Source organism: Nostoc sp. (genome assembly GCF_036919595.1).
In the GTDB taxonomy this organism is placed as follows: domain Bacteria; phylum Cyanobacteriota; class Cyanobacteriia; order Cyanobacteriales; family Nostocaceae; genus Nostoc.
The window spans coordinates 37416-63256 of sequence record NZ_JBALCO010000186.1; the positions used below are offsets into that span (position 1 = coordinate 37416).

At 43.0% G+C, this 25841-nt stretch carries 21 protein-coding genes; 6 read left to right on the forward strand and 15 right to left on the reverse strand.

Going from position 1 to position 25841, the window contains the following annotated elements; genetic code table 11:
- The first annotated feature begins 411 nt into the window (after positions 1 to 411).
- The 3 genes from V7K21_RS28945 to V7K21_RS28955 all read left to right on the forward strand — a co-directional run bounded on the left by V7K21_RS28945 (position 412) and on the right by V7K21_RS28955 (position 3875).
- A complete protein-coding gene (locus tag V7K21_RS28945) occupies positions 412 to 915 on the forward strand; it encodes a hypothetical protein (RefSeq protein ID WP_335179313.1) in 504 nt (167 codons plus the stop codon).
- A gap of 464 nt (positions 916 to 1379) precedes the next feature.
- Positions 1380 to 2510, forward strand: a complete 1131-nt coding sequence (locus V7K21_RS28950) for a hypothetical protein (RefSeq protein ID WP_335179315.1) — start codon at positions 1380 to 1382, stop codon at positions 2508 to 2510.
- A 105-nt stretch (positions 2511 to 2615) separates the two neighbouring features.
- On the forward strand, positions 2616 to 3875 hold the full coding sequence (locus tag V7K21_RS28955; RefSeq protein WP_335179353.1) for a glycoside hydrolase family 10 protein: 1260 nt from the start codon (positions 2616 to 2618) through the stop codon (positions 3873 to 3875).
- Positions 3876 to 4205: 330 nt separating this feature from the next.
- Here V7K21_RS28955 and V7K21_RS28960 read toward each other — a convergent pair whose 3' ends face one another.
- The 8 genes from V7K21_RS28960 to V7K21_RS28995 form a co-directional block, all read right to left on the reverse strand.
- Positions 4206 to 5687, reverse strand: coding sequence for a site-2 protease family protein (locus V7K21_RS28960; protein ID WP_335179317.1), 1482 nt, complete (start codon positions 5685 to 5687; stop codon positions 4206 to 4208).
- Between the two features lie 826 nt (positions 5688 to 6513).
- Entirely contained in the window at positions 6514 to 7536 is a 1023-nt protein-coding gene (locus V7K21_RS28965; RefSeq protein WP_335179355.1) for a spore photoproduct lyase family protein, read from the reverse strand.
- Positions 7537 to 7639: 103 nt separating this feature from the next.
- Positions 7640 to 7996, reverse strand: coding sequence for a hypothetical protein (locus V7K21_RS28970; protein WP_335179319.1), 357 nt, complete (start codon positions 7994 to 7996; stop codon positions 7640 to 7642).
- Between the two features lie 219 nt (positions 7997 to 8215).
- Positions 8216 to 8410 carry a hypothetical protein gene (locus tag V7K21_RS28975; RefSeq protein ID WP_335179321.1) on the reverse strand — a complete coding sequence of 65 codons (195 nt, stop codon included), beginning with the start codon at positions 8408 to 8410 and terminating at the stop codon, positions 8216 to 8218.
- Positions 8411 to 8797: 387 nt separating this feature from the next.
- Positions 8798 to 10009, reverse strand: a complete 1212-nt coding sequence (gene coaBC, locus V7K21_RS28980) for a bifunctional phosphopantothenoylcysteine decarboxylase/phosphopantothenate--cysteine ligase CoaBC (RefSeq protein WP_335179323.1) — start codon at positions 10007 to 10009, stop codon at positions 8798 to 8800.
- 121 nt (positions 10010 to 10130) lie between these two features.
- Complete coding sequence (gene isiD, locus V7K21_RS28985; protein WP_190877921.1) at positions 10131 to 10343, reverse strand: protein IsiD; 213 nt, start codon at positions 10341 to 10343, stop codon at positions 10131 to 10133.
- 156 nt (positions 10344 to 10499) lie between these two features.
- Positions 10500 to 11120 carry an alpha/beta hydrolase gene (locus V7K21_RS28990; RefSeq protein WP_335179357.1) on the reverse strand — a complete coding sequence of 207 codons (621 nt, stop codon included), beginning with the start codon at positions 11118 to 11120 and terminating at the stop codon, positions 10500 to 10502.
- Positions 11121 to 11337: 217 nt separating this feature from the next.
- Positions 11338 to 11634 carry an SDR family NAD(P)-dependent oxidoreductase gene (locus tag V7K21_RS28995; protein WP_335179325.1) on the reverse strand — a complete coding sequence of 99 codons (297 nt, stop codon included), beginning with the start codon at positions 11632 to 11634 and terminating at the stop codon, positions 11338 to 11340.
- A 157-nt stretch (positions 11635 to 11791) separates the two neighbouring features.
- Between V7K21_RS28995 and purH the strand changes: the two genes are divergently transcribed.
- Both purH and V7K21_RS29005 read left to right on the forward strand, forming a co-directional pair.
- Positions 11792 to 13312 (forward strand): bifunctional phosphoribosylaminoimidazolecarboxamide formyltransferase/IMP cyclohydrolase, encoded by a 1521-nt coding sequence (gene purH / locus V7K21_RS29000; protein ID WP_335179327.1) that lies wholly within the window; start codon positions 11792 to 11794, stop codon positions 13310 to 13312.
- 687 nt (positions 13313 to 13999) lie between these two features.
- Complete coding sequence (locus V7K21_RS29005) at positions 14000 to 14281, forward strand: HD domain-containing protein (RefSeq protein WP_335179329.1); 282 nt, start codon at positions 14000 to 14002, stop codon at positions 14279 to 14281.
- A 165-nt stretch (positions 14282 to 14446) separates the two neighbouring features.
- Here V7K21_RS29005 and V7K21_RS29010 read toward each other — a convergent pair whose 3' ends face one another.
- The 7 genes from V7K21_RS29010 to V7K21_RS29040 form a co-directional block, all read right to left on the reverse strand.
- Positions 14447 to 15202 carry a lipoate--protein ligase family protein gene (locus V7K21_RS29010; RefSeq protein ID WP_335179331.1) on the reverse strand — a complete coding sequence of 252 codons (756 nt, stop codon included), beginning with the start codon at positions 15200 to 15202 and terminating at the stop codon, positions 14447 to 14449.
- A 66-nt stretch (positions 15203 to 15268) separates the two neighbouring features.
- Positions 15269 to 15748 (reverse strand): YbjN domain-containing protein, encoded by a 480-nt coding sequence (locus V7K21_RS29015; protein ID WP_334793147.1) that lies wholly within the window; start codon positions 15746 to 15748, stop codon positions 15269 to 15271.
- 792 nt (positions 15749 to 16540) lie between these two features.
- A complete protein-coding gene (locus tag V7K21_RS29020; RefSeq protein ID WP_335179333.1) occupies positions 16541 to 17503 on the reverse strand; it encodes an aldo/keto reductase in 963 nt (320 codons plus the stop codon).
- 307 nt (positions 17504 to 17810) lie between these two features.
- Entirely contained in the window at positions 17811 to 18116 is a 306-nt protein-coding gene (locus V7K21_RS29025) for a small RNA NsiR4-regulated ssr1528 family protein (RefSeq protein WP_335179359.1), read from the reverse strand.
- 332 nt (positions 18117 to 18448) lie between these two features.
- Positions 18449 to 18715 carry a hypothetical protein gene (locus tag V7K21_RS29030; protein WP_335179336.1) on the reverse strand — a complete coding sequence of 89 codons (267 nt, stop codon included), beginning with the start codon at positions 18713 to 18715 and terminating at the stop codon, positions 18449 to 18451.
- A 60-nt stretch (positions 18716 to 18775) separates the two neighbouring features.
- The gene (gene ppc, locus V7K21_RS29035) at positions 18776 to 21853 is read right to left on the reverse strand and encodes a phosphoenolpyruvate carboxylase (RefSeq protein ID WP_335179338.1); all 3078 of its coding nucleotides are present in this window, start codon (positions 21851 to 21853) and stop codon (positions 18776 to 18778) included.
- 102 nt (positions 21854 to 21955) lie between these two features.
- Positions 21956 to 22192, reverse strand: a complete 237-nt coding sequence (locus V7K21_RS29040) for a hypothetical protein (protein ID WP_335179340.1) — start codon at positions 22190 to 22192, stop codon at positions 21956 to 21958.
- A gap of 451 nt (positions 22193 to 22643) precedes the next feature.
- Here V7K21_RS29040 and V7K21_RS29045 point away from each other — a divergent pair, with 451 nt between their 5' ends.
- Positions 22644 to 25649 (forward strand): DUF1574 family protein, encoded by a 3006-nt coding sequence (locus tag V7K21_RS29045; protein WP_335179342.1) that lies wholly within the window; start codon positions 22644 to 22646, stop codon positions 25647 to 25649.
- Positions 25650 to 25841: the final 192 nt, after the last annotated feature.

Genomic DNA, 25841 nt, shown 5'->3' on the forward strand with positions numbered 1-25841 from the left:
ACTACAGTAAACCAGTAGCCAGTTAAGTTGTCTCCCACTTCGCAATGTTTGTTATTAAAGCTATATTGAGTATCTTTTTTTACTAAAAATTAAAAAATACTTAACAAATGGTAGATGCCAAAATCGATGAAAATACAATGATAATTAAATTGCTAATTCTCCATTTCCTTCCTTTTGCTTGCATTATCTTTTACTTAATATAATTTTGATACAACCTTTACATTAGCCCTTAGTTGTAGGTGTGGGATAATACATGTTATACTCCTTCGTGATACAATGCGTAGTCTTATGCTTGGTATTAAACAAAAACCTCATCCAAATTACGGACTTAGCACTTTTGAGTAGAAATTAATAGGGTAGAATAACTGAATATAGCTCAGATATTTTTAAAATTAAAAGCAGGATTTTTTAATGATCAGCTTAAGTAATTCGGAAAACAGCACAGTTAGCTGCACAGCAGCCACTAATAGGCTGGCAAGGGCGATCATGGTTTCTGGTGGAGAATTCTCACTGATATTAGCTTGTTGTAACAGTGTCGAAAGGCAACAGCAAGTGCTGAATGTGTTAATAGAATTTTCATCAGCAGACATCCAGGAAATCCTGCTCTCACCTGCGGCTGACACATTGTTTGCAGCTATTACAACTACAATTGATGCTACTCAACCCGAAGCTTTGATGGTACGGGGTTTAGAGTCTGTAGTGGAAATTAACCAACTAATCATCAGTACCAACATTATGCGAGATGAGTTTCGGAAACAGTTTCGGTTCCCGTTGGTATTGTGGGTCAATGAGGAAATTCTCTGCAAGTTAGTGTGGCTAGCACCAGATTTAAAAGACTGGGCAGCCAGTACTATTAGATTTGATATACCTCACAATCAGTTAGTTGAATCTGAACAACAAGCCATCAGGGCCTAATATTGCCTGAGATTGCCTTCAAAATCTTACATACGCTAGCTTGAAACGAGCAAAACCTAAGCTATGGTTCTGTCGCATTCTTTTCTAAAATTACTTTTATTGAACCCTCGCTTGTGAAGGTGAAGTGAAAAACGTTGCAAGCTTTCCTCGCAAGTTATTTTCCAAGCCAGCGTTGTGGATTGTCTTCTCCAACGAACTTATAATCTTATGAAACCTGAACTTCTAAGTTCTTACTTGATTGCCGTTGGACTATAGGGCGTTTTAATTAAGTGCATTTTTATCTGTAATTTGTATAAGGAAGAAACAATCACTACAGCGGCGTCTGTCTTTATAACTGTTTCAGAAAAAAGATACTAAATTAATTTCAATTGGTGAAGTTATAGAAATTATATACTATAGAGTATATTTTTGCTTGGATACTATTTATGAGTTCTATAACTCTTGACTAACATCCCTATATTACTATGAAATTCATGCTGAAAGACTACTTTAACCCCAATAAAATGCGAATTTTCACTGCTTTGATTTTGACTGGAATTTTGTCTGTTGCTAGTAGTTTAACACTTATCAAAGATGCTACGGGCGCTACTGCAAAGTTTTCGTTAGAAACAAGCAATGAAGTTCTCAAGGACAATACTAAACCAAACCTCTTGCCACGTCCAGTAGCTAACGCGGTACTGCAAGATTTAGGTCGCAGACAGGGAATTTCAACCAGACAAGTGCAAATTATTGATTATAATCAACAGACTTGGCGTAATGGTTGCTTGGAACTGCCTCAACCTGATGAACTCTGTACCCAAGGGTTAGTTCCTGGTTGGCGGCTTGTGGTGTCCAATGACGAACAAAACTGGATTTATCATACCAATAGTAACGGGCGATCGCTACGTTTAGCTTCGACAAACACTTCTTCAGATAAATTACCTGCATCTATAAAAAATGCTGTTTTGCAAGCCGCCTCCGAACGTTTGCAACAGCCAATTTCTCAGCTAACCATCATTCAGGCTCAACAGCAAACTTGGAGAGATGGCTGTTTAGAATTACCTAATGCTGATGAATTCTGTACTCAAGCTTTGGTATCAGGTTGGCGGGTGGTTGTTAATGGAGGTGAACAAACCTTGGTTTATCATACCAATCAAACAGGTTCTGCAATCAGGCTGAATCAAAAGGCTAGCTCAAATACACTGGCCCCTGTGCAAATTCCAGTCAGCGAGTTACCACCACCATTAGCTCGATATGTAGTATTTCGGGAAATTTCCGGTGGTGGTTTTACTGGTATAACTTACGAGACTGTTTTACTCAAAGATGGGCAATTGATTCGGATGCGAATTGGTAATGCCAATGATTCTGAGCGTAGTGTTCGCCGCGTTTCTCTGCAACAGGTGCAACAATTTGTGCGAACGCTAGAACGTTCTAAATTTAGTAAATTCAAAAATCTGAGTTACCCAGCCCCCAGCGGTGCTGCTGATTATTTCGGCTACACTCTTACCAGCCAAGAGGGTACGGTTGAGTACAACGATATTTCTCTAAATAACCTGCCAAAGAATTTACAGACAGTAGTCGAAGCTTGGAATAAACTTGTAGGCAGCGCCAAATAGTAAACCTCAGTGATCAGATTAAATAGCGATTGTTTTAGCGCTTACAATCGAAACGATCGCTATTCATGCTGATTGTTGATAATTTGATCATGTCTGTAGCAAATGATGAAAAGGTTTGTAAAGTGGTGTGTTAAGTTTCATTTTTGGTGGAATATTCGCCAAAGCAAAAAGCTAGGGTTATTTGCCGTCATTGTTACCTTGAGTGTGGTAGCTACGGTGATGCTATCGTTCCCATTGAACGCTCAAACTAATCTGCCCCGAACGCCCGTATCTGAGTTAAGGGGAGTGTGGTTAACAAATATTGATAGTGATGTGTTATTCGAGCGCGATCACCTCAAGGGATCTTTGCAACGCCTTGACGAACTCAATTTTAACACCATATATCCGGCGGTTTGGAATTGGGGATATACATTGTATCCTAGCAAAGTTGCAGCCAAAGTTATCGGGCGATCGCTCGATCCCACACCCGGACTCCAAGGGCGAGATATCCTCAAAGAAATTGTTGATGTGGGACATCAAAAAGGGTTAACAGTGATTCCCTGGTTTGAATTTGGCTTCATGGCACCAGCGGATTCTCTATTAGCCAAAAATCGTCCCCAATGGCTCACCAGTCGCAGCAACGGGACTCGGATTGTCAAAGAAGGCCCACATAATCGCGTTTGGCTAAATCCCTTTCGCCCAGAAGTACAACAATTTATTCAAGATTTAATCGTTGAAATTGTTAGAAATTACAATATTGATGGTATTCAATTTGATGACCATTTTGGCTTACCATCAGAATTAGGGTACGATGCCTATACAGTGGCACTTTACAAAAAAGAACACCGTGGTCAAGCTCCCTCCAAAAACTTTAAAGATCCAGAATGGGTGCGTTGGAGAGCTAACAAAATTACCGAGTTTATGAAACGGGTATTCAAAACCATCAAAGCTACTAAAAAAGATTGCCTGGTTTCTGTTGCTCCTAATCCCCAGCGTTTCTCTTATGACTTCTTTTTAGCAGACTGGCAGAAGTGGGAACGGCTGGGAATCATTGAAGACTTAGTTTTGCAGGTATATCGGGATGACTTGAATGTTTTTATTAAAGAATTAGAGTATCCAGAAGTGAAAGCGGCAAAGAGCCATATTCCAGTGAGTGTGGGCATTATGGCTGGGTTTAAAAACAAATCTGTACCGATGCAACAGATTCAAACACAAGTGCAAAAAGTACGCGATCGCAATTTTGCTGGAGTCTCTTTCTTCTTCTATGAAACCCTTTGGAACATCAGCAAAGAAAAGCCGCAAGAACGCCAGATTGGTTTACAGAAACTTTTCCCTACACCCGTAACTTACCCGAATTTGCTAGCAGGTTGGAAACCGTCCAGTTAATTTTCCTAACAAGCTGTCAGTGAACACATCACTTAATTACAGTGAAGGTTCACTGACAATAACTTAAGAATTTGTCTTAAAAGGTACTAAGCTTTTTTAACGTGAGTTTGACGGTTTTAAAAAGCCAAAAAGCTTGCTAGATATGAAGTATAAGAAACTGAGCAGGTATTGCGATGGCGCGAGGCGATCGCTAAGATTGATTGAGAATCGGTAAAAAAGTCACAAAAAAACATCGAGACTAAAAATATCTTAGAAAAATCAACGTCTCGGCTATGTCTACCATACTCCTGTACGGACGCGATTAATCGCGTCTGTACTCCTAACTCAGCACTATCCTATTCCCAAACGCCCAGCCAAGCCAGGAGTTAGGGGTAAAAGCGTGGTAATCATCAAGAATAGAGCCAAAAGCCCCAAAGCGGCTCTAGCATCATCAGGTTCAGTAATTTCATTTAAGCTGGGGCGTTCTTGATCCCGTTGCAAAAAGAAAATCACGATCGCCCAGTACATGGCAAGAGTATTACCCAGAGACACTAACGCCAGTAAAATTAAAGTTGCGATCGTTGCGCGTCCTGCGGTTTTGCGTCCATAAATCGCCTGGACAATGCGCCCACCATCTAGTTGTCCTGCGGGCATTAAGTTTAAAGCTGTGATAACTAAACCCAACCAACCAATCACCACTAGGGGATGAACACTTACCAGAGATGATTGCAACGCCGAACCAAGGACAACTCGCGCCAAACTTCCCACCAAAATCGACCCTTGGAAAAACTGATTTGGCAATTGAAATAAACTACCTGGGTGGGAAAGCAGCAAGCCAGTGATCAGCATTAATAAAGAGACAATACCACCTGCGGCTGGCCCTGCCAAGGCGATATCAAATAACACCTTGCGGTTGGGTAACAGAGATTCAAAGCGGGTAATTCCACCAAAAGAACCAATTTGCACTGCGGGTAGAAAGAAGGGCCAGCTAAGGCGAATTTGGTGACGCCGAGCAAGTAACCAATGACCGATTTCGTGAACTACTAAAACCGTAAATATCCCAGCCCCTATGGGCAAAGCTTCTTTAAATCGCCCTGGATTGCCAAAAAAATCAAAATTCAGCAATAAGCCCGCAGCTTCTAAATTTGTAGCAATAGTCGCTATCAACAGAATACCTGCAAAAGCTTTTTGCGATAACAACATCGGCCGGGGATCATTGCGGCTCGGCAGGACAATTACTACTGGTCTGCCCTCTGTATTTTCGACTAAAAACAGACGATATTGCTCACCAAGACGTTTCTGTAAACTTGCTGTTAGACGGTTGTGAACCTCTTCTGGTTCTCCCCGCAAATTGCCTTTGAAAATGGCTCCATCTTGGTAGGCGATCGTTTCTGTGGCGAAAAACGTATCGATACCAAAGATACCTTTAATTGCATTTAAGTCATCTTCCGGTATTGGCGGAATCTCCGGTTTCAGTTCTGCGACTGCTAATTGTGGGGAATTTGCTTCAACTGAGGAATTAGCAGCGAGTCTTTCTGTTGCGCGTTGCTTAAGGATGGCATCTTGTCCAGCTGTACGTAACTGTCTGCCCAGGAAGATGTACAATCCGGCGGAAGTCACCACTAAGAACAATATACCCGCTATGTTGATATAAATCCCTGCGGCAAACAATCCAAAAAACAGGAGCCAGGGAGTCATCAACACCACCGACTGTAACCAGGCTAAGATTCCCAGCTTGCCAAAAGGTCTGGCGCGATAAAAGCCCCAGCCCAAAATGCCTAAAGCTACCAGTAGGATTGCCGCCAGGATAGAAGTTTCTGATAAAGTAAACATCTCCAAACCTTTGCTATTGAGACTAAGCCAGAACAAGTCCGGTATTGCAGATACACTTATTAATGTATAACGCCGTCTGTAATCTGCCCAAATTATCCCGCTTTGCGATGCCGAATAGCCCAACCCAGGCATCAACTAAGCGATTCAAAATTCACTCATTCAAAATTCACTCATTCAAAATTCAAAAACAGAATTACAGTAAGTTTTCTGGCTGCTAATGGTGTGCAGACTCAAAGCGTAACAGCTTAGTACACTGTGGCGTCAGTTTGCTTATCTTTAAAAAGGGGCTATTGCCTGTCTAGTTAATTGAGATGGTAGCTTTACGCTGTAGGTGGAGTCAGCCAGGATTAGAGAAACCTTAAGACTACCGCAAGCGCTTAAAAATCATTGATATATTATGCGATCGCTCTCTTGTCCAATAATTACAGCCTGTTTCATTTTTTTAAACTACATCTGTTGTAGGGGCGCAAGGCCTTGCGCCCCTACTGCGTGGTCTATTTAGCTAAAAATAGCTGTAATTTGCTCAAACTGTATTTGAGCGAAGTCGTCTTCTAAGTACGGTTTTGCATAAAAACGTAGCGTTTTTAATGCCGGAGAACGCATTCACAATGTAAGCCGATGCATTGGCATTGCAAGCCGACGCATTCACAATGTAAGCCGATGCATTGGCATTGCAAGCCGATGCATTGGCATTGCAAGCCGACGCATTGGCATTGTAAGCCGACACATTCACAAAGCAAGCCGATGCATTAACAAAGTAAGTCGATGCATTGGCATTGCAGAATATTGCCAAATTTAATTCGCTACGAATTAATGAAATACTGTACTAAGTCCAATAAAGAATTTCAGCATTTGTAAAGCGTCTAGCAATCTCACTCTCAAAAAAGCAACGCAACGTTTTCATTGTGTCGCGATCGTAAACGTACTTCGTCCCACCAAACTTATTACGCTTGACACTGCGTTTTGCCTCATCCATCTCTAATTTTGATTGCGGATACCAAGTTTGTAACACTTCTTTTGACCCAGGTGTGAACCGATGGGAGATTAATTCAAAAGTAAGGTCACAGTCAAAATCCAGTGCCTCGTTTATCTGATCAAACAAAGAACTATAGTGCATCTGCCAATCGTCTATCGGCATAATTGGCGCAATCACCAAGCCGACTGGATAACCGCCACCGCCACGCTCTAATGGTAGCGCCAACCGTCGCAATGCATTAAGTCTAGATGCTACGGAGGCTGTGCCACCTTCAAACTTACCAGAAATCGGTGCTGCATTAACACTCATCCGACAGCGAGTATGCCCATTGTGTGGTAAGTCGAGTAATCCATCCACAGCATCAAATTTCGATACCCAACGTAGATGTGCATTGGTACGAGTGCCAAAGTAACGGATACATTCAGCCAGACTTCCAGTTAAATGCTCAATACCCAATGGGTCTGTGTAACAGCTAACTTCAAAACTCGTAGTTTCTCCATCTTGCTCGTAATTAGCTAAATTCTCTAATATCTGCGGTAAGTTGGCAAAAACGCGGATGACAGGTGGCCCCGACAAGCTACCAGCTAGGTAGCAGTATTGACAATGAGCCGGACAACCCTCAGCAAGGTGAAACTGCCAATCCGCAGAAGGTGGGATGGGACTCAGTTTAAAAGAACTGGGTGGTGCAGTAACCACCGCTAAGGTACGCTTGGCGATGTTGTAAGTATCCCGCTCAGACTCACCGCGCAGTCCCTTCAGGCGGTTTTGTGATAATTTTTCTATCGGTAAGTTGAGTGACTGCACACGTGCAAGAATCTGCTGCCCCCAAACCTCATCTAGGGCAGCAGGTGTAAACAGTACCCGTTCAGGTATCCACAACCGTGGTGATTTTGTTTGTGTATTTGATACTGAAACTTGGTCTGTAATTGTATTCAGCAATATCCTTCTCCGTTATTTAGTTTGCTGATTTGTGCAATTAATTTTCAAGGACTTGCTTAATTCGGCGCTCTAACAAATCAAGATCCAAACTGCCTTCATCACGGTTAATTCGTCGCACGGTCGAATTAACATTACCTAAATTTACCAATAAATCTTGAAGAATTTCCTGCTGCTGACGGGCTTGGGTAACCTCGCGTGGCTCCTGTACTAAATCACGCACGATAGTATCTTCAGCGCGAGAGGCAATAATTGGATCACCTTGCCCTTGAATGTGAACAAAAGTTCGTCGCCCTGGCCCACGCTCCTCTTCTATTGGTATAACTGCTGTTACTTGGTCAGAACGCACATATTTGCCAAATCCTAAATGTACTAGCTCTGATGAGAGGATTTTCATATAATTGAAGCGTGATTTTTAATTCTTACTTATATTGTAAAATCTAGAGAAGTAACCTTAAAGCTATAGACCATACGGGTTATACCCAATTTAAAGTAGTAGTATCCTGTCCCAATTACTGCTTGATATCTTTGGTGTCAGTCACACTATTTCTACCAGCTTTTGGGTTTGTTCTGGGGTTTCACCAAGCTCAATAAACTCAAGTTTTAGGTTGGAGTCCTAACTTTGGCTTGTTGAGTACAGCACTTCATTAATTCGTAGCAAATTAAATTCAGTAATACCTTGCAATGCCAATGCGTCCCCTGACAATGCCAATGCATTCCGATACAACGTTAATGTGTCCCCTAACAATGCCAATGCATTCCGATACAATGTTAATGTGTCCCCTGACAATGCCAATGCATTCCGATACAATGTTAATGCCTCCTTTTACAATGCCAATGCATGGGGATGCATAAAAAACTGATAGGACTTACGCAAAAAACCTCTCAAACTCTCATTCCTCCGTGTACTCTGTGTCTCTGTGGTTCGTTTTTTCGGCGTTGCTGAATCATGGGATGATTTCGCCCAATTTGGAACGAATTTTCAATGGTTTCAACCGCTGATTCATCCCGCATTTATGCAACGCCGTTTTTTCATAATCCTTGCATAAGTCATGACTGAGTAAAGAATTTTACCCAACAGGATTTTAGATTTGTTCTTGCATTAAAATTCGGGGAAAACTCTTCTAGATGCTACGCGAACAGACCTTTTAAATTTTAGATTTTCAATCATTCAATTCCATTATCCAAAATTGAAAATCTAAAATTCGGAGATGATAAAATAAAATAAATGATGCGCCATTTCCAATTTAGAACAAGATGCGATCACTAGCTGATTTCCTTTGCTATCTAAAAATACCGCTTGATTGCTATCGCTACTAAAACCACTATCAGGTTGATCAATCGGATTGGCCACAATAGCATCTAATTTTTTACTCTCTAACTTTTCTAATGCAGGGTTGACAATATCTCCAGTTTGTGCGGCAAAACCTATTAATATCTGATGCGGCTGTTTAAGTTTTGCTAATTGGGCGATTATATCCGGTACAGGTTCCAAGGGTAAGGCTTTGGGGAGCGATCGCTTGGGTAATTTCTCTGTACTATAATCTCGTGGCTTCACATCTGCCACGGCTGCTGACATCACAATTACATCAGCATTGGGTAAACATTCCACCATGACGTACTGCATTTGCTCGGCACTAGTGACGGGAATTGCTTGCACTCCCAATGGTACATCCCAATTAGCTGGCCCATGCACCAGAGTTACATTTGCACCTCGGTGAAGTGCGGCTTGCGCTAAAGCTAATCCCATTTTACCTGTTGAAGGATTACCAATAAACCTCACTGGGTCAAGATACTCTCGCGTTCCCCCAGCACTAATTAACACTCGTTTACCGACTAAATCTCGTTTGCCTTGAGTGTGTAACAACGATTGGATATGAGCCAAAATTTCTGGAGGTTCTGCTAATCTACCAGCACCGATGCGATCGCACGCTAATAAACCCGATGCTGTACTCATTCCATGATATCGGCTATCTATCAATAGCTGTTGCCAATTCCGCTGGACTGATAGCTGTTCCCACATATCTGTATTCATTGCAGGTGCTAACAGCACAGGACAAGTAGAAGCCAGCACGGTATTTGTGAGTAAATTATCAGCGATACCGTAGGCTAACTTTGCTAATGTATTAGCTGCCAAGGGGGCAATTACCATGACATCTGCCCATTCACCCAACTCAATATGCAACGGACGAGAGTGAGTTGGTTGCCAGAAATCATCATCTGTGTAGGCTGCATGACGAGATAGGGTGGCTATTGTCAGAGGGGTGATAAATTCTTGCGCCGAACGGGTAAGGATGACTCGGATTTCCACCCCAGTTTTAAACAGCGTCGAAACTAGCTCACAAATTTTGTATGCGGCGATACCGCCGCATACTCCAATTAGAACCCTGTTCAATTTTGGATTAGTCATGGTAAAAAGTTAGGAGTAAGTAGTAACTTAGGAGCAAGTAGTTACGAATATTAATTTCCAAGTCATAACTCCTGTACAGACGCGATTAATCGGATCTTTACTCCTAACTCCTAACTCTCAACTACGCTTCATCGTAGGGTTCCAAGTCTAAGAGGTAGATATAGGGTTCAACTAACTCTGGACGCTGAAATGCGATCGCTCGCAATAAATGCCAATCATTCAAACCCTCAAAAGCATTACTATAATTGTCTAGCTCCAGACGTGTAGCCAGTTCTTCTACTTCTGCCGCAGTCATGGCAGCAATTTCTTTCTTGGAAATGCTTAGAGTTGTCATAATGCCTCGCCCCTCCCTTATGCAGCACTCGCCTTCAGCATGGGTTAAGTTGCGCTCTTTCGCAGCCACCCTATATATCTTACTCATTAGAGGTCATTGATTTCATGAAAATTTTCAGCATTTATACCATAATTTATAAAAAATTCGTAATTCTGACTAGCTAATTGTATTCACAATAAAATTCCGTAGTACCTTTAACGTTTGTGGATCTATCTCATGCCCCATGTCAAATTCGTGGTATTCTACTGCCACTCCTAGAGACTTTAAAGTTTCTCGTGCCTTCAAAGCTGCTTGCAGTGGTACAACTTCATCATATCTACCATGAGTAATTAAAGTCGGCGGAATCCCACTTTTAGCTGCTGTTAGTGCATCAGGATGTAAATACCCGCTCATGACAACTAAACCTGCTAGGGGTAATTTTGAGCCGACATCTAAAGTCATTGCTCCGCCTTGAGAAAATCCACTTAAAATGGTGCGTGACAAAGGTACACCAGTGCTGCTTTCTAAAGATTGCAAGAAATCAGTTAGCAGTTGCCGACTTTCTGCTAACCCTTGATACATATTCTCCACCCGTAGGTCATACCATGCTCTCCCTACAGGGGAATAGGGATAAGGAAAAGGTGCATCAGGTAATACAAACTGGTAATCAGGTAAGTTGATCAAAGGTAACAAAGATGCTACATCCTTAGCATTAGCTCCCCAACCATGCAAAGTGACAATTAAGCCTGCGGGGGGTTGAGAACTTGCTGTAGAAACGTTAATAAATTGTAAAGACAGAGGTCTACTCCTAAAATCCTACTCTTTTAGTAGATCCTATCCCTTGAAGTAGACTTAGTATTAGGAAGCGGATGCCACTTTGACAGAGACACCCACCTTATTGGCTAAACTTTTTACCAAGGTTCTGGTTCATCAAGATGAAAAAAGCCACTATTCGGCCCATCGTCAGGAAGCATCGCTAACTCAACGCCCGTTTTCGCCCCTTTTGTGATATCCATCATTGTGTAAATGAGCCTTCAATACTAAACATATTGACAATTCGACCACTAGGACTCTTTAAAATTAACGGTAGCAGTACTTGAGTCAGTTCTACCAAGCCAAAAAAGTTGGTGTTGAATGTCTGTCGAATAATGTTTATTGAAACAGAAGTGGCATTACTGATTAACCAGTCGCCATTTAGAAACACACCTGCATTATTAATCAAGATATCCAGTTTACCAAAAGAGTTACTAATCTCTTGAAAAGCAGACTGAATTTGAGTACTCTCAGTTATGTCAAGAGCGATTGATTGCACTTTTCAAAGAGGGTATAAATAACCGTGTAGACTTGCTGCATTCGGATGGGGATATTTTCAGCTAATATGGCTTCCAAGGTTTTGGTCTTGAAGTTAACCAAGGCTTATGCAAAACTTGAGATCCTTTGCTTCTAGCCTACTTTTAAGGAATTTATCAATGGCGCGTCTAGCCCTGCTGAGTGTATCTAACAAAACTGGTTTAATTGACCTAGCCCGTAACTTGGTTGAAGAATTTGACTTTGATTTAATCAGCAGTGGAGGAACAGCGCAAGCCCTCAAAGATGCAGGACTCCCAGTTACCAAAGTTGCAGATTACACAGGTTCTCCAGAAATTTTAGGTGGCCGAGTCAAAACGCTGCATCCCCGGATTCATGGCGGGATTTTGGCCCGGCGAGATGTTCCCCAAGATATTACAGATTTAGAAAATAACCAAATTCGCCCGATTGATTTAGTGGTGGTGAATTTATATCCTTTCGAGGAAACTATTGCTAAACCAGGGGTGACATTATCCCAAGCTGTTGAGCAAATTGATATCGGTGGCCCTGCTATGCTACGGGCATCATCGAAAAACTTTGCCCATCTCGCTGTATTATGCGATCCAGCACAATATGACGAGTATTTGCAGGAATTGCGGCAAAATAACGGCGAAGCCTCCTTAGAATTTCGCCAAAAATCTGCTTTAAAAGGATTTTTGCATACTGCTAGTTACGACCAAGCGATCGCATCTTATCTTGCAGGAACACAGCAGCATACCCTTAGCGGCACACAATTGCAATCTCTGCGTTACGGCGAGAACCCCCATCAACCCGCCGCCTGGTATCAAACTGGTACTACCCCAACGGGATGGACAGCCGCTACAAAACTGCAAGGCAAAGAACTTAGTTACAATAACTTAGTTGATTTAGAAGCTGCACGCCGAATTATTGCTGAATTCACCTATACCCCAGCAGCAACAATTATCAAACATACAAATCCTTGTGGTACAGCACTGGGAAGCAGTATTTCTGAAGCTTACCAAAAAGCTTTCAATGCTGATTCTACTTCTGCTTTTGGTGGGATTGTCGCGCTCAACCGTCCAATTGATGCGGCAACAGCTAGCGAGTTAACTAAAACATTTTTAGAATGTGTAGTAGCACCAAGTTGTGATCCAAAAGCTCAAGAAATCCTTGGCAAAAAATCTAACGTGCGGGTTTTAACTCTACCTGATTTGAGCAGTGGCCCTAAGGATACAGTGAAAGCGATCGCAGGTGGTTTCCTTGTCCAATCTAGCGATGATGTGATTGCTGACACCAATCAATGGCAAATTGTCACTGAACGTCAACCCACCGCTAGCGAATTAGCCGAATTGCTTTTTGCATGGAAAGTTTGCAAACACGTTAAATCTAATGCCATTGTTGTCAGTGGCGATCGCACTACACTAGGAGTAGGTGCTGGTCAAATGAACCGCGTCGGCTCAGTTAAAATTGCCCTAGAACAAGCTGGAGAAAAAGCCAAAGATGCAATTCTCGCCAGCGATGGATTCTTCCCCTTTGATGATTCAGTCAGAACAGCCGCAGCAGCAGGAATTACAGCCATCGTCCAACCAGGGGGAAGTTTGCGCGATCAAGATTCAATCAAAGCTGCTAACGAACTGGGTTTGGTGATGGTATTCACGGGTGTACGTCACTTTTTACACTAATTCTTGCCCATCAGGTGTGCAGTTTAGAAAGTGTCACATAATATCCTTGCTTTTTCATTTCATTAGTGATATAGTCTAATCGTGTGTGAGGAGTAAGTTATAAATAAAGAGCGCCTGGGGTGGAAACACGGCAACACTCCCAAGCGCTTTTTAATTGGCATTTAGAAATTGGATTAGTGGTACAGTTTAGAAAGTGTCACTCAATATACTTACCTTTTGATAGATGTAGTGATATCTTATATTTGTGTGTGAGGAGCAAGTTAAGAATAAAAGATGCCTGGGGTGGAAACACGGCAACACTCCCAGGCATTTTTTAATTGGTATTTAGAAATTGGATTAATGGTGCAGTTCAGAAAGTGTCACTCAATATACTTGCCCTTTAATAGAAGTAGTGATATTTTATATTTGTGTGAGGAGCAAGTTAAGAATAAAAGATGCCTGGGGTGGAAACACGGCAACACTCCCAGGCATTTTTTACTTGGTATGCAGAAAAAATTTCTTGCACATGCGCTAAAGTTTTTGAGATAATCAGCTACAAAACTAGAAATTCAGGTGCAAATCAATCGACTGACTCAACAAATTCAGTTCATCATTGAGATTGATCGACTGAAACAGGTGATCTGACAAACTCTGCTTATTGATGGATCACGCTGGGAAAATAGTGCGGAACACTCTTGGCATTTAGCAGTGATGGCAATTGTATTAGCAGAATATGCCCCAGAGGGTGTTGATATATTTCATGCGATCAAAATGCTGCTAATTCACGATTTGGTAGAAATTGATGCAGGTGACACCTTTTGTTACGATGTGCAGGGTAATGAAAGCAAGGCAGCAAGAGAAGCACAAGCAGCGTTGCGCTTATTTGGACTTTTACCAGCAGATCAAGGTAGCGAGTTGCGTTTACTTTGGGATGAATTTGAAACAGGGGAAACACCCACTGCCAAATTTGCCGCAGCCCTAGACCCCTAGACCATATACAACCCTTGCTGCATAATCAGCATCAGGGTGGGACTTGGCGTATTCATGGCATTAAGCGCGATCAAGTGATGAAACGATTAGCATCAGTAGAAACGGGTGCGCCGGAACTTTGGCCGTGAATTTGTGCTCATTTTTAAATTCTGTTCTATTTCTATCCTATCTAATTATCTGAGAACCAGCCTCCGAAATCGGTTTCGCCAAAATTGCTTCCCACTCAGATGACGAGAGGGGTTTCACCTCTATCTGCATATCAAAACAATTACTAGCTGCGGCAATTAAAGCTGCAATAATCTTTTCCACACTCAGACTTTGAAGCAGTTGTACAGTTGTAAAAGATTCTGCACCAAATACTTGATCGAACAGTTCAGCATCCGGTTGTAAACGGATTGAACCATGTTGCAAAATTGCCCCATTACGTCGCAGTTGAGCGCTACCAATGAGTTTGCCACCATCTGGCAAAACTAAATCTGCATTGGTAGCAGTGCCAAAACAGTTAGGGTTGTGGATGTAACCTCGTCCAGCCGTACCGTAACGTAATTCTACGCCAAGCGATCGCCAGCCTTGAATCAAAAACTCACAAATTTTTTCGTATACCTGGAGGCGATTACCCATGAGTCCAGATGTGACTACAGCGTAAGTTAAATCACCTTGGTGTAGCACTGCCCGTCCACCGCTAGGACGCCGTACTAAATCCAGTTTTTGCCCTTGCCAAGTTAAATGTTGCCAATATTCAGGGTATTGGCGTTGATGATAGCCGAGAGAAATGGCAGGTGGCGACCAAGTATAAAAGCGCAGGGTTGGCGGATGCTTTCCAAACTGGTGCTGTTCTAATAACCAGCAGTCAATTGCCATTTGTACATTGCCACCCGCCTCTAGCAAAGGAATTAGTCGCCACACTTGATTGCTATGCATCCGATGCAGCAAAAGCGCAATCTAAAATCCAAAATCCAAAATCCAAAATCCAAAATCCAAAATTCCTTAAGTCGCACCAAATTCAGATTGTAAAGTTTCATCATTATTATCAGCGATGGTTGCCACAATGGTAATTAGCCGAGACACTTCGCCAGGAGATAACTCTGCTAAGGTGCGTGTTGAAATCACAACCACTCGGTTTTCAATAATACCAAAACGCGCTTCAAAAGTACTAGAGCAATTCAACTCCAGCAGATACCGCATCAACTTAGGTTCATCTTTAGCAGGTAAATTTAGCACCGCAGACCAAACCGTTATAGTGTCTTCATCGCTTGTGCCGTTGAGTTGGACAAATACTTCCACACTTCCATATTTAAACTTCCAGAGATAACCACCCTCTGGAGTGTGGTTAACCATTGCACTGTCATCTTGTTCCAAAGAGTCGATGACATTTTCAATTACCTCCAGATGGTTAATACTTGTCGTCTCGGCGATTAGCTCATTGACGGATTCGTTACTAGTTAGGGTTTCTTGATGGCTTGTCATACAGATTTTTTTCTCAACATACTCGCTGTTTGATCTACACATACTTTATAGCTTGTGGACGCAGTTAGTTTAAGCTTCCTTTTGCGGCTACTTTCCAAATGCCCAAAGTGTGGGGCTGCGATCGCAACTACAGTCTAAAAGGTTTACAGTCAGTTTTTGCCCTTGCTGGCTGCTGCTAAAAACTATGCACATCAAAGATCCCAAATATGTTGATGTGATTTAACTATTCATCAAAGAACAACAACGTCATGGAGGCGACTTAGTACAGTTTTACGTAAAAGCGTAGCGTTTTTAATGCATCTCGATGCATTGGCATTGCAGGGGGAGACATTAACATTGCAGAGGGACACATTGGCATTGCAGAGGGACACATTGGCATTGCAGAGGGACACATTGGCATTGCAGAGGGACGCATTAACATTGCAGCCGACGCATTAACATTGTAGAGGGACGCATTAACATTGCAGAGGGACGCATTGACATTGCAGCCGACGCATTAATATTGCAGAGGGACGCATTAACATTGCAAGGTATTGCCAAATTTAATTCGCTACGAATGAATGAAATGCTGTATTTAGGAAGGTTTCTTAACCTTCCTAAGTACCTTGTTTACAGCGTAACTGGGGCGACACACTGTTTCGGAAAATACGCTATGCAATTCCAACGATGGAGATTTGGACAACTTCCGTGATCATGGTTGAGACTCTAGCACTGGTTTATTACAAAGCAATTGAAAAAGCAACAAATTCCCCAGTTTTAAACCAGTTGTGTCAACTAATGCAATCTACTCTGCTACGCTGGCATGAATTCCTGGAGGCGCTGTGGCTCCTCTCCCAGCCAATCGGGATTTTGGGCAGTGCCATCGAAAATTGATGAGGTTTTGAAAGGCTCAAACTCGCCGTGTGATGCTGCTTCTGCCGTTTTTGCTAAGAGCGATTGCACCTGCTGATCGTTCATTGGCTGGAACGTCCGCACTGCTTCAAACGCTTGCTCTAAAATCTCCATGCTATCAATTCCGGTAATCACAACCGATGTGGGCAGATTCAAAGAATATTGTAAACACTCAATTGGCGTTACAGTATTTGACCGTAAAAGAATACCGTTTGCCAAGCTTTTCATCCCCAGAACGCCGATGTTTTGTTTAACCAGTTCTGGCACAACCAACTTTGCAAAGCTTCGGTAGTGGGCATCCATCACATTGAGCGGCATCTGAGCCGTATCAAATTTAAACCCATAAGTGGCTGCAACTTCCAGCATGTGCAAATGAATATACGGGTCTTTGTGCCCAGTGAAGCCAATGTATCGGAGTTTGCCGGCTTCTTGCGCCTCAATCAAGGCAGCATTCGCCCCTTCTTTGTCGAAAACTCGATGTGGGTCTTCGTACCGAATGATTTCATGGTGCTGCACAAGATCGATGTAATCAACTTGTAGGCGTTGAAGTGATTCGTCTAGTTGTCTTGCTGCTTCTTTCTTAGAGCGGCCATCGATTTTCGTCATCAAGAATACTTTATCTCGATAGCGATCGCGCAATGCTTTTCCCATGCGAATCTCGCTGACTCCATCGTTGTAATCCCAACTGTTATCCATAAAGGTGATGCCGCGATCAATGGCTGTTCTAACAATTCGGATAGCCAGTTGCTCATCAACGTATTTCAAGCCAATGTGCCAACCACCTAGTCCAATCGCAGAAACTTTCTCTCCTGTACTGCCGAGAACTCGGTATAGCATTTCTGAATTTGACGTAGTTTCTGACATGTATTCTCCAAGTCTTTCAGCTATTAATTAAGTACATATAGCCACCTGCCAATTCAAACACAAGGCAAAGTTGACAATATCTTGCTGAAGATACACTTTTCGACGCGATGGGAAAAAACTCAAGAAGCCAAAATACAGATGGCAATTTGGGATGTGTGAGGTAGAAAGTTGAATTGATGTGTTAAGCCCAGACGTGTGGCGGTAGGGAATTAGCAGCATTACGCTGTGCGAAGGAGTGTCAGAGTTTGTCGCCAGACATCGCTAGAGTATCTTATCTCAACGAACTCCTAACTCCTAACTTCTAACTTTATTTACCACTATAGAAAAAGGCAATTTCTTTCTCTTTTAGGGGTGCGAAACTAGCATCTACGAGTAATTGGTCGAGTTCTGCTTGGGGAATGTGTTTTGCACCAATTCGCACAATGCGCGATCGCATAGTATTAGATACGCCACTGCGCTGTCTATTGCCTTCTAGCGCCATGACTTTACCATAAAGTTCTAGCTTGGCAGGCGGAATCAGAGAACCATCAAAATCAATTCCCTGTGCGATCGCTTCATCAATAGCATCAGCACCTGTGGTAGTTTTATTTTCTGGGTTAGTTTCGGTAGGCATGGTGATTTGTTCTTCTTCGCTATGGGTAGATTTTACCAGCCTTGCTGACACCAAAGCTGCCTACTGGCTTTTTTATTGCCCAGGATTAATTGCAATTGTTTGCGTCTTTGCGTAAGAAATTTATTTTGATCAGCTAGTACAGCAGGGGGTAAATCCAGCTACCATCTCAATTAACAAGACTTGGGGTTTAAGCCCCTTGTTAAAGGTAAGCAAATTACCAACACAGTTTACTAAGCTGTTCCACATTAAAATTGCATAACTAGGGCGGGCTTTTCGGCCCACCCCACAAGAGTTATGTTTAATTCGGTTATGCAAATTAGATGTTTTTCAGCTTAGTCAACAGACTGATCACGAGCTTGTCGCGTCACCAAACCTCCAACAAATGCCCCTAAGACTGTGCCTGTCCATAGTCCTGTTGTGCTACCTTGCCATATTGCTCCAGGTGTCATCCAAGCGTTGCACATCTCCTTTAAACCCCAAGGTTGGTTTTGGCACTTTTGGCTATGCAGCATGATGGTGATTTGGCCACTGATGTAAGCACCAAAAAAACCTGATGACAGCGCCAAAAAAGTGCAAATTAAAATTCTGTTTTTAGTCATTAGTCATTTGTCATTAGGCATTGTAGATTATTCTCCTCAGTCCCAATTCCCAATTCTCAATCAACCTGTATTTCTCATCCCGGCTGCAATCCCATTAATAGTTAACAATGCTCCTCGCAGTAACTCGCCTTTGCTATAACGAGAGTGGATGATTCCAGAAGTAGCCGTAGTATTTAGGGACTGCCGTAGGCGCTTGAGTAGTGAAACTTGGATAAATCCCAAGGGGACAATTGTGCCATTGCGTAACTGCACAGATCGTTGCAAGACAGGATCACCATCTAACAATCGATTGTGGTCGGTGATTTTTAACACCAAATCCCTTGTAAGATAGAACTCGCTAGCAATTTGCTCAAAAACCTTGGCAAAACGAACTTGATCTTCTGGTTTTGACAATTCTTGGACGTAGTGGTGTGCCATTTGGATGTCTACTTTTGCCAAGGTCATCTCGGCCTTAGAAATCACCATCTTGAAGAAGGGCCACTTAACATAAAAGTAACGTAGCAATTTCAAGTGTTCTTCTGGTTCTTCGTTCAAGAATTCTTGCACCGCTGTGCCAACGCCGTACCAGGAAGGAAGTAAAAAGCGGGTTTGTGTCCAGCTAAATACCCAAGGAATAGCTCGCAGACTACTTAAATCTTTTTTACCAGATGGACGGCGGGCTGGACGGGAACTAATTTGCAGCTGGCTAATTTCTTCAATGGGGGTTATTTCGTGGAAGAAGTCAACAAAATCAGGCTGTTCGTAAATTAAAGAACGATAATGTTGACGCGATCGCGCTGCTAATTCTTCCATAATTTCATTCCAGGGTTCAATATCATCAAACCCTGTCCGCAGCAGGCTAGCTTGAATCACAGCAGTGGTGATGGTTTCCATGTGGTACAAAGCCAAGTCCAACAAGGAGTATTTGGAAGCCAAAACTTCTCCTTGTTCGGTAATTTTGATTCGCCCATTGATACTATGACCCGGTTGAGCCAAAATCGCCTCGTAAGCAGGGCCCCCACCCCGTCCCACAGAACCGCCGCGCCCGTGGAAAATCCGCAAATTTAGATCATAGTTTTCTGCTATTTCTTGCAGTGATTTTTGAGCTTTATGAATTTCCCAGTTGCTGCTTAAAAAACCAGAGTCTTTGTTGCTATCAGAATACCCCAGCATCACTTCTTGCAAGTTAAAGAAGAGGGGGGAGGAAGAGGCAGGGGAGGCAGGGGAGGATGAATTTCCATCGGCATCCTCTGCTTTTGTCTGTTCGTAGCCGCCGGCTAACAAAGCCCGATATAACGGGAGTTCAAACAGTTTCTGCATGACGCTTCTGGAGCGTTGTAAATCTTCTACTGTCTCAAATAGGGGGACAACTTGAATAGTTCCCACAGCAATGGCGGGGTCAAAAAGTCTGGCTTCTTTGGCTAACAGTAGTACTTCCAGCACGTCGCTCACGTCGCGGCACATGCTGATAATGTAAGTTTGGCAGATGTTGAGACCAAATTCTTGTTGCAGCGATCGCACAACGCGAAAGGTTTCAATTACATCGTTGGTTTTTTCGGAAAATGGCAATTCTGCCGGAATTAACGGCCGCCGGGTTTGCAGTTCTCCTGTGAGCCAAGCGACTCTTTGCTCTTCAGATAATTCGTTGTAAGGTTGAGATAATATTTGCAGGTATTCTAGGATCTCATTGAGCGCATCGGCGTGGCGGGATGATTCTTGGCGGATATCTAGCTGTGTCAAGTTAAAACCAAAAATTTCTACCTGACAGACCAGATTTTCTAATTCTCGACAGTTTAAACCTGTTTCTGTCAAGTTGCGCTGAATCATTCGCAGTTCTGCTAAAAAATCGGCTCCCGAAAGATACAGGGGACTATCTTGATTTTTTGGCGTTTCCCGATTATACAAAGCTAGATTGCGATCACGAGTATTTTCTAGCCGTTTCAATACATAAGCCAGTTTCAGCCGATACGGTTCTTGTCGATAACGCAGCGCCAGTGCATCGTATACCTCACTCAACTGGGACTGATCCAACTCTAGAGATTCCAGCAAATCTGGTAATACATCACTCCAGTGCATCGACACACTCAACAATTCAATCAGATTTTTTACTGACTGAATATATCTCCCTAGCACCATTTTGCGCTGATAGCAAGCTGTCTGCCAGGTGATTTCTGGTGTAACTGATGGGTTCCCATCCCTGTCTGAGCCTACCCAGGAGCCGAAAGAGCAAAAGTTTTTACTCGGTGGTTCTAGCCAAGGAAAGGTGTTGGATAGGGTGTGTTTGAAACGTTTATACAGTTGGGGAATGCCATCAAATAAAACTTCTTGGAAGTAGTGTAGGGCATAATCTACTTCATCCAGGACAGTAGGTTTGAACTGGTGAAGTTCGTCTGTGCGCCACCACAGCCGAATTTCTTCGAGCAATTGTTCGCGCACATCTGCTGCTTCCCAAGGATATGCTCCTGGTGTGCTACCAGAGTGGTTTTCCAAGGCATCCAGTTTTTGTAATAGTTGTACCACCTGTCGCTGCTTATCTCGGATGGTATGACGAACAATTTCTGTCGGGTGCGCTGTGAAAACTAAGCGCACATCCAGATGTGCAATCAGACGTTGAATTTGCTGGGGTGGTACATTCAGTTTGAATAAATAGGGAAACAAGGCAGCGAAAGTACCTTTTGGTTTGACTGGCGCTTTTTCTAGATAACTCTTTCTCAGTAACTCTGCTGCTATTCCCCTGCTAACAGGCGCGTCATCTTCTCTTTGATTGGAGGAATAGTTAACATTTGATGCTGTTTCTGGCGCTATAGCCTCTGTTTCTGCCTCATAGCGACTCAATTGCTGCCGTTGTTCATATTCCTGCTCTATGATATTAATCAACTGAAAATACAGAGCGAAAGCACGAGCTGCGCGGATTGCTTCATTGATATTTAGTTGTTCAATCAATTTTACGGCTGAGGATGCTTGGTCATTTCTAGCTTGTCCTTCTGGTGAACATAAATCGCGCAATTGGCGCAACAAGTCTACCATATTTTGACCGCATTCTTGCCGGAGAACTGACTCCCACAATTCTTCCACTACCTGGAGACGATGACGCAAAAATAATTCCGACACCGGGTATATATCCGCAGTTTGAGACGAAGAGTATAAAAGGGAACCCATATTCTCTATTGTTGTAAAGCTAATTACTGTTTACACTTCTAGGTTTTACACCTAATGCTCATCCTGTTGTTCCTGAGCAAATAATTATTTGGTGTATATTTTTTAAGTTTGATCAGTTTCGTGATCCTCTGGGAAGTCGAGATTGGGTAGGCGATCGCCTCGAAATAATTCTTCACTGGCTTCCCCTATGGCTTCTAGTGCTCTTACTGTAGTTTTTCCTGTAATGAGCAACAGTAATATAGACGCTGTGCCTATTTGTAAAAGGAACGACTGGGGAATGCTAAATAAATCCGGATTGGATGCGGGGTTAGATGAGGGCTGTTGGTTGGCAGAAGGCATTGCTAATTTTTGGTTATGGGAATTATGAGTAAAAAGGAGTTAGGAGTTAAGAGACGCGATTAATCGCGTCTCTACAGGAGTTAGGATTACTCCAATGATCAAAAGACGGAGTTTAAATGAGATAAGCTTGTTGTTTGTTTAGCTCATCAGGGCCGTTAGCGCAATGGGACGCAAGTCCAGTTTTAAAGGACAAGTCATCAGCCAGTCATATAGAATTATTCTGACTCCTGGCTCCTAATTTCTAATTTATGACTCCTTATTAGTAAAATAAACGCAAAACTCAACATTAGTCAGACTCGCAACCTGTACAAGACTATCTTGTCCGATTTTGTAAGCTACGAAGGTAACAAAATTGTTAAAAAAAACCGTCACAGTGTGATAGACCTATGGTTCTAGTTTACAAGTGCAGGCACTATCCCCCAACAATCGCTTCCTGTAAAGTTAACTTCCGATGAAAACAGTATTACCAGATCGCCAGCAATCCTTAGTGCAATGGGTAAGCCAAGCAACAGGGATCAACACTTTCGGGGTGAAAGTCCGATTACGGGGAAATGACCTTCATATTCTTTGTGAAGGTACAGAATGTCCCCAGCGTTGGCGTACTTTGTCTGATTTGCTGCAAGCACTACAGCAAACAAACTTAGATATCCTCACAAGCAACGAACAACCCTCAATATATCAAGTATTTGTCTATGGCCGGAGAAAAGGGGAACAGCGCCCCAAATGGTGCCATCGGGTTTACTTGAATCAAATAGAAAAGCATCTGGAGCAGGTGCAGCAAGCACTGCTAGTAGACTCGGAAAAATCAAAACAATCGGGTGGGGCGCTGATTGTCTCTAACGAAAGTTTGGCACGCCAAGGTAACCCAGAAGCCATTGCTCGCTATCTTAGTGAGACTTTAAGTATATTAGGCGTATCAGTACAGGTAAAGATTAAGCCATATAAGTCAAAGAACTCTCAGGCGCAAGAAAATCGCCTATGGATATTTTGCCAGTCGAGTTATAGCCCTGATGCATCGTTGCTTGCTGAACCAATAGCGCAGAAGTTGCGTTATCTCAAGCTTTCCGGCTACCAAGATGCAATAATTGTTTCCCAGGTGAGCGGCGAAACAGCCCCTGATTGGCTGCTGCGAGTGGATTTGACGCCACCAGAGGTGATGCTTAAGGAGTGGGCGCGTTGGGGGGATGTCCAAGCGATCGCTCGATTATTAACTGAGGTATTGTCAGAGTTAAAAGTTGCTGTCCAAACTTCTGTTAAAGAATCAACACTACATATCTTTTGTACCCCAGCTTTTGATCCCTTAGGAACTGCCCCAATCCCCGACAAGGTAGTGTGCTTAGAGGCGATTTTACCTCAGCTAGAAGCGATCGCTCCCCAAGGCATTCTCGCCGCTACAGTATACGGACAAAAAGCAGGCGACAAGCAACCCACTTGGATTGATTGGCTGGCTTTACCTGCTGCAAAGCATCCCGTCTTTGCCACATCGCCGCTAGATTTGGCGAATACTGGCGATCAACCAGCGATCATTTTTTTACTGGAACGCTTACTCAATCCTGACCTGGATTGGCGGCTATTGACAGGTGGAATTCGCGTACTACTGCTGAACAAAAATGATTTATTGCACATCATGTGTGATGCACCTGTTTGTCCAGGGCGTCAACAAGTAGCAAACAAAGTTACGCAGTTTATCCGCCAGCTAAAAATTCCCGGTATTATGGGGGTACGTGTCTACGGTCGCCGGGCTGGGAATAAAGAACCTTTTTGGAACTATGGCCTTGATCTTGAGCATCGCCAACGTTTAGTCCCAGAAGCAACCCCAGAATTTGCTGCTACTTCTAAATACGTTAACGATCTGGTAACCTCTGAGACTAATGAACCAATTTTGCGCCCCGACTTAACCACAGAAGAAGTTCAAAGTTTTGTCACAGATGTAGCGCGAGATTGGATGGTAACGGCGAGTGCAACAGCGAAAAAATTCCTGTTGAAAAGCCGGCTATTTACCGAAAGCCAGCAGTCAGCCGAACAGAAACCTGATGTTCAAGGACTTAAGATTGCTCTGGTTTGGGGGACACTAGGATTATTCCTTACTCTCCAAACTGATTGGGTGTTGGGTCAAATTATTGCCTGGACTACGCCAAAAGTCGCCAGTGTCTTGTCTTCATCATCTTCTGGGCAAAATGTATCTTTGATACCAGGGAAAACTCAGAGTGATAAACAGACATTTTTTACTAGCACTTCCAAGACAAAATCTCCTCCAAATCAGAGTTCTGTATTTAATGCTTCTGAATTTACCCAAAGTGATGATCCCCCGACAAAGAATTTGGCAGCCGCACCACTGAAGGAAAAGGCAACTGCAACAGCTATTCTTTTAGCAGCGCGATCGCAGATGCCAAGTTTCAATGTCAGGCAGTTAGACGAGCAACTAGCACTGTATAAACAGCGTTTGGCTAGAACTGGTAGTCCGCCAAACGTGTTGATTATTGGCTCCTCCCGCGCCCTCAGGGGAATAGATCCGGCAGCACTTTCTAAAGCTTTAGCGACTCAGGGATATCCAAATCTTGACGTGTTTAACTTTGGGATCAACGGTGCTACCGCACAAGTTGTAGACTTTGTGATTCGCCACGTACTGGAACCATCAGAACTGCCTAAAATAATTATCTGGGCAGATGGTGCGCGTGCTTTTAACGGTGGACGTGAGGATATTACTTTTAAATCCATCGTTGCATCAGCTGGTTATAAACAAGCATTCCAAAAAGCGCCACCAACTGCCAATAGCAATGATTCGCCCAAAAATCAGGTAAGTTCGGGAGAACAAAAGATAAAAGAAGAAAAACAGGAAATTAGCACCTATGAAGCTGTCAATCATTCGTTAAATCAGGCTCTAGCATCTCTTTCTGCTAGCTACCAAAACCGCGACCAAATTAAAAGTTTACTGCAAAAACAACTGCTCATGCTTGGTCGCAATCAGACAGTTGCATCACAAAAACAGCTAACAGATGGTACTTCAGATGAAAGTACTTCCCAGCAAGCAGTTGATTTTGATGGCTTTCTACCTTTGTCTATTCGTTTCAATCCTGCTAAATACTATCAAAAACATTCTAGAGTTCCCGGAAATTACGATAACGACTATAAATCTTTCCAAGTAGAAGGAGAGCAAGATGCTGCCTTTCAAGAAGTACTTCAGTTTACCCAGTCTCAGAAAATTTCCTTAGTGTTTGTCAACATGCCTCTCACGGAAGATTATTTAGATCCAGTGCGTAGACAATATGAGCAAGAATTTCAGCAATATATGTTGCATTTGGCTACTAATCCCAACTTTATTTATCGTGATTTGAGCCAACAGTGGTCAAAAGCAAATGACTACTTTTCTGATCCCAGCCACCTCAACCGCTTTGGAGCCTACGAAGTCTCCAAAAAGCTGGCTAATGATCCAATGATTCCTTGGCCAGCGAAGTAGAGAAGTGAGGGGGCAGGGGGGAAATAACCAAATTCCCAATGCTCAATACAACTCTTGGAGAGGCTGCGCCCTAAGTGTAGCTATGCCGCAGCCTTTACGGCTTGCCTCGGCTTGGCACAAGTCCCTCAGTATAAGTACCCAATGCCAAATGCCCAATGCCCAATACTTCAACACCGTTCAGTACAAGTGCCC

Coding starts and splice junctions, on each gene's coding strand:
- V7K21_RS29020 (WP_335179333.1), bottom strand. CDS start 17,503: ATGTCAGAAACTACGTCAAATTCAGAAATGCTATACCGAGTTCTCGGC.
- V7K21_RS28970 (WP_335179319.1), bottom strand. CDS start 7,996: ATGAAAATCCTCTCATCAGAGCTAGTACATTTAGGATTTGGCAAATAT.
- V7K21_RS29030 (WP_335179336.1), bottom strand. CDS start 18,715: ATGACTAAAAACAGAATTTTAATTTGCACTTTTTTGGCGCTGTCATCA.
- V7K21_RS29015 (WP_334793147.1), bottom strand. CDS start 15,748: ATGACAAGCCATCAAGAAACCCTAACTAGTAACGAATCCGTCAATGAG.
- V7K21_RS29010 (WP_335179331.1), bottom strand. CDS start 15,202: ATGCATAGCAATCAAGTGTGGCGACTAATTCCTTTGCTAGAGGCGGGT.
- V7K21_RS28955 (WP_335179353.1), top strand. CDS start 2,616: ATGAAAAGGTTTGTAAAGTGGTGTGTTAAGTTTCATTTTTGGTGGAAT.
- V7K21_RS28950 (WP_335179315.1), top strand. CDS start 1,380: ATGAAATTCATGCTGAAAGACTACTTTAACCCCAATAAAATGCGAATT.
- V7K21_RS28945 (WP_335179313.1), top strand. CDS start 412: ATGATCAGCTTAAGTAATTCGGAAAACAGCACAGTTAGCTGCACAGCA.
- V7K21_RS29045 (WP_335179342.1), top strand. CDS start 22,644: ATGAAAACAGTATTACCAGATCGCCAGCAATCCTTAGTGCAATGGGTA.
- V7K21_RS28960 (WP_335179317.1), bottom strand. CDS start 5,687: ATGTTTACTTTATCAGAAACTTCTATCCTGGCGGCAATCCTACTGGTA.
- V7K21_RS29040 (WP_335179340.1), bottom strand. CDS start 22,192: ATGCCTTCTGCCAACCAACAGCCCTCATCTAACCCCGCATCCAATCCG.
- coaBC (WP_335179323.1), bottom strand. CDS start 10,009: ATGACTAATCCAAAATTGAACAGGGTTCTAATTGGAGTATGCGGCGGT.
- isiD (WP_190877921.1), bottom strand. CDS start 10,343: ATGACAACTCTAAGCATTTCCAAGAAAGAAATTGCTGCCATGACTGCG.
- ppc (WP_335179338.1), bottom strand. CDS start 21,853: ATGGGTTCCCTTTTATACTCTTCGTCTCAAACTGCGGATATATACCCG.
- purH (WP_335179327.1), top strand. CDS start 11,792: ATGGCGCGTCTAGCCCTGCTGAGTGTATCTAACAAAACTGGTTTAATT.
- V7K21_RS29025 (WP_335179359.1), bottom strand. CDS start 18,116: ATGCCTACCGAAACTAACCCAGAAAATAAAACTACCACAGGTGCTGAT.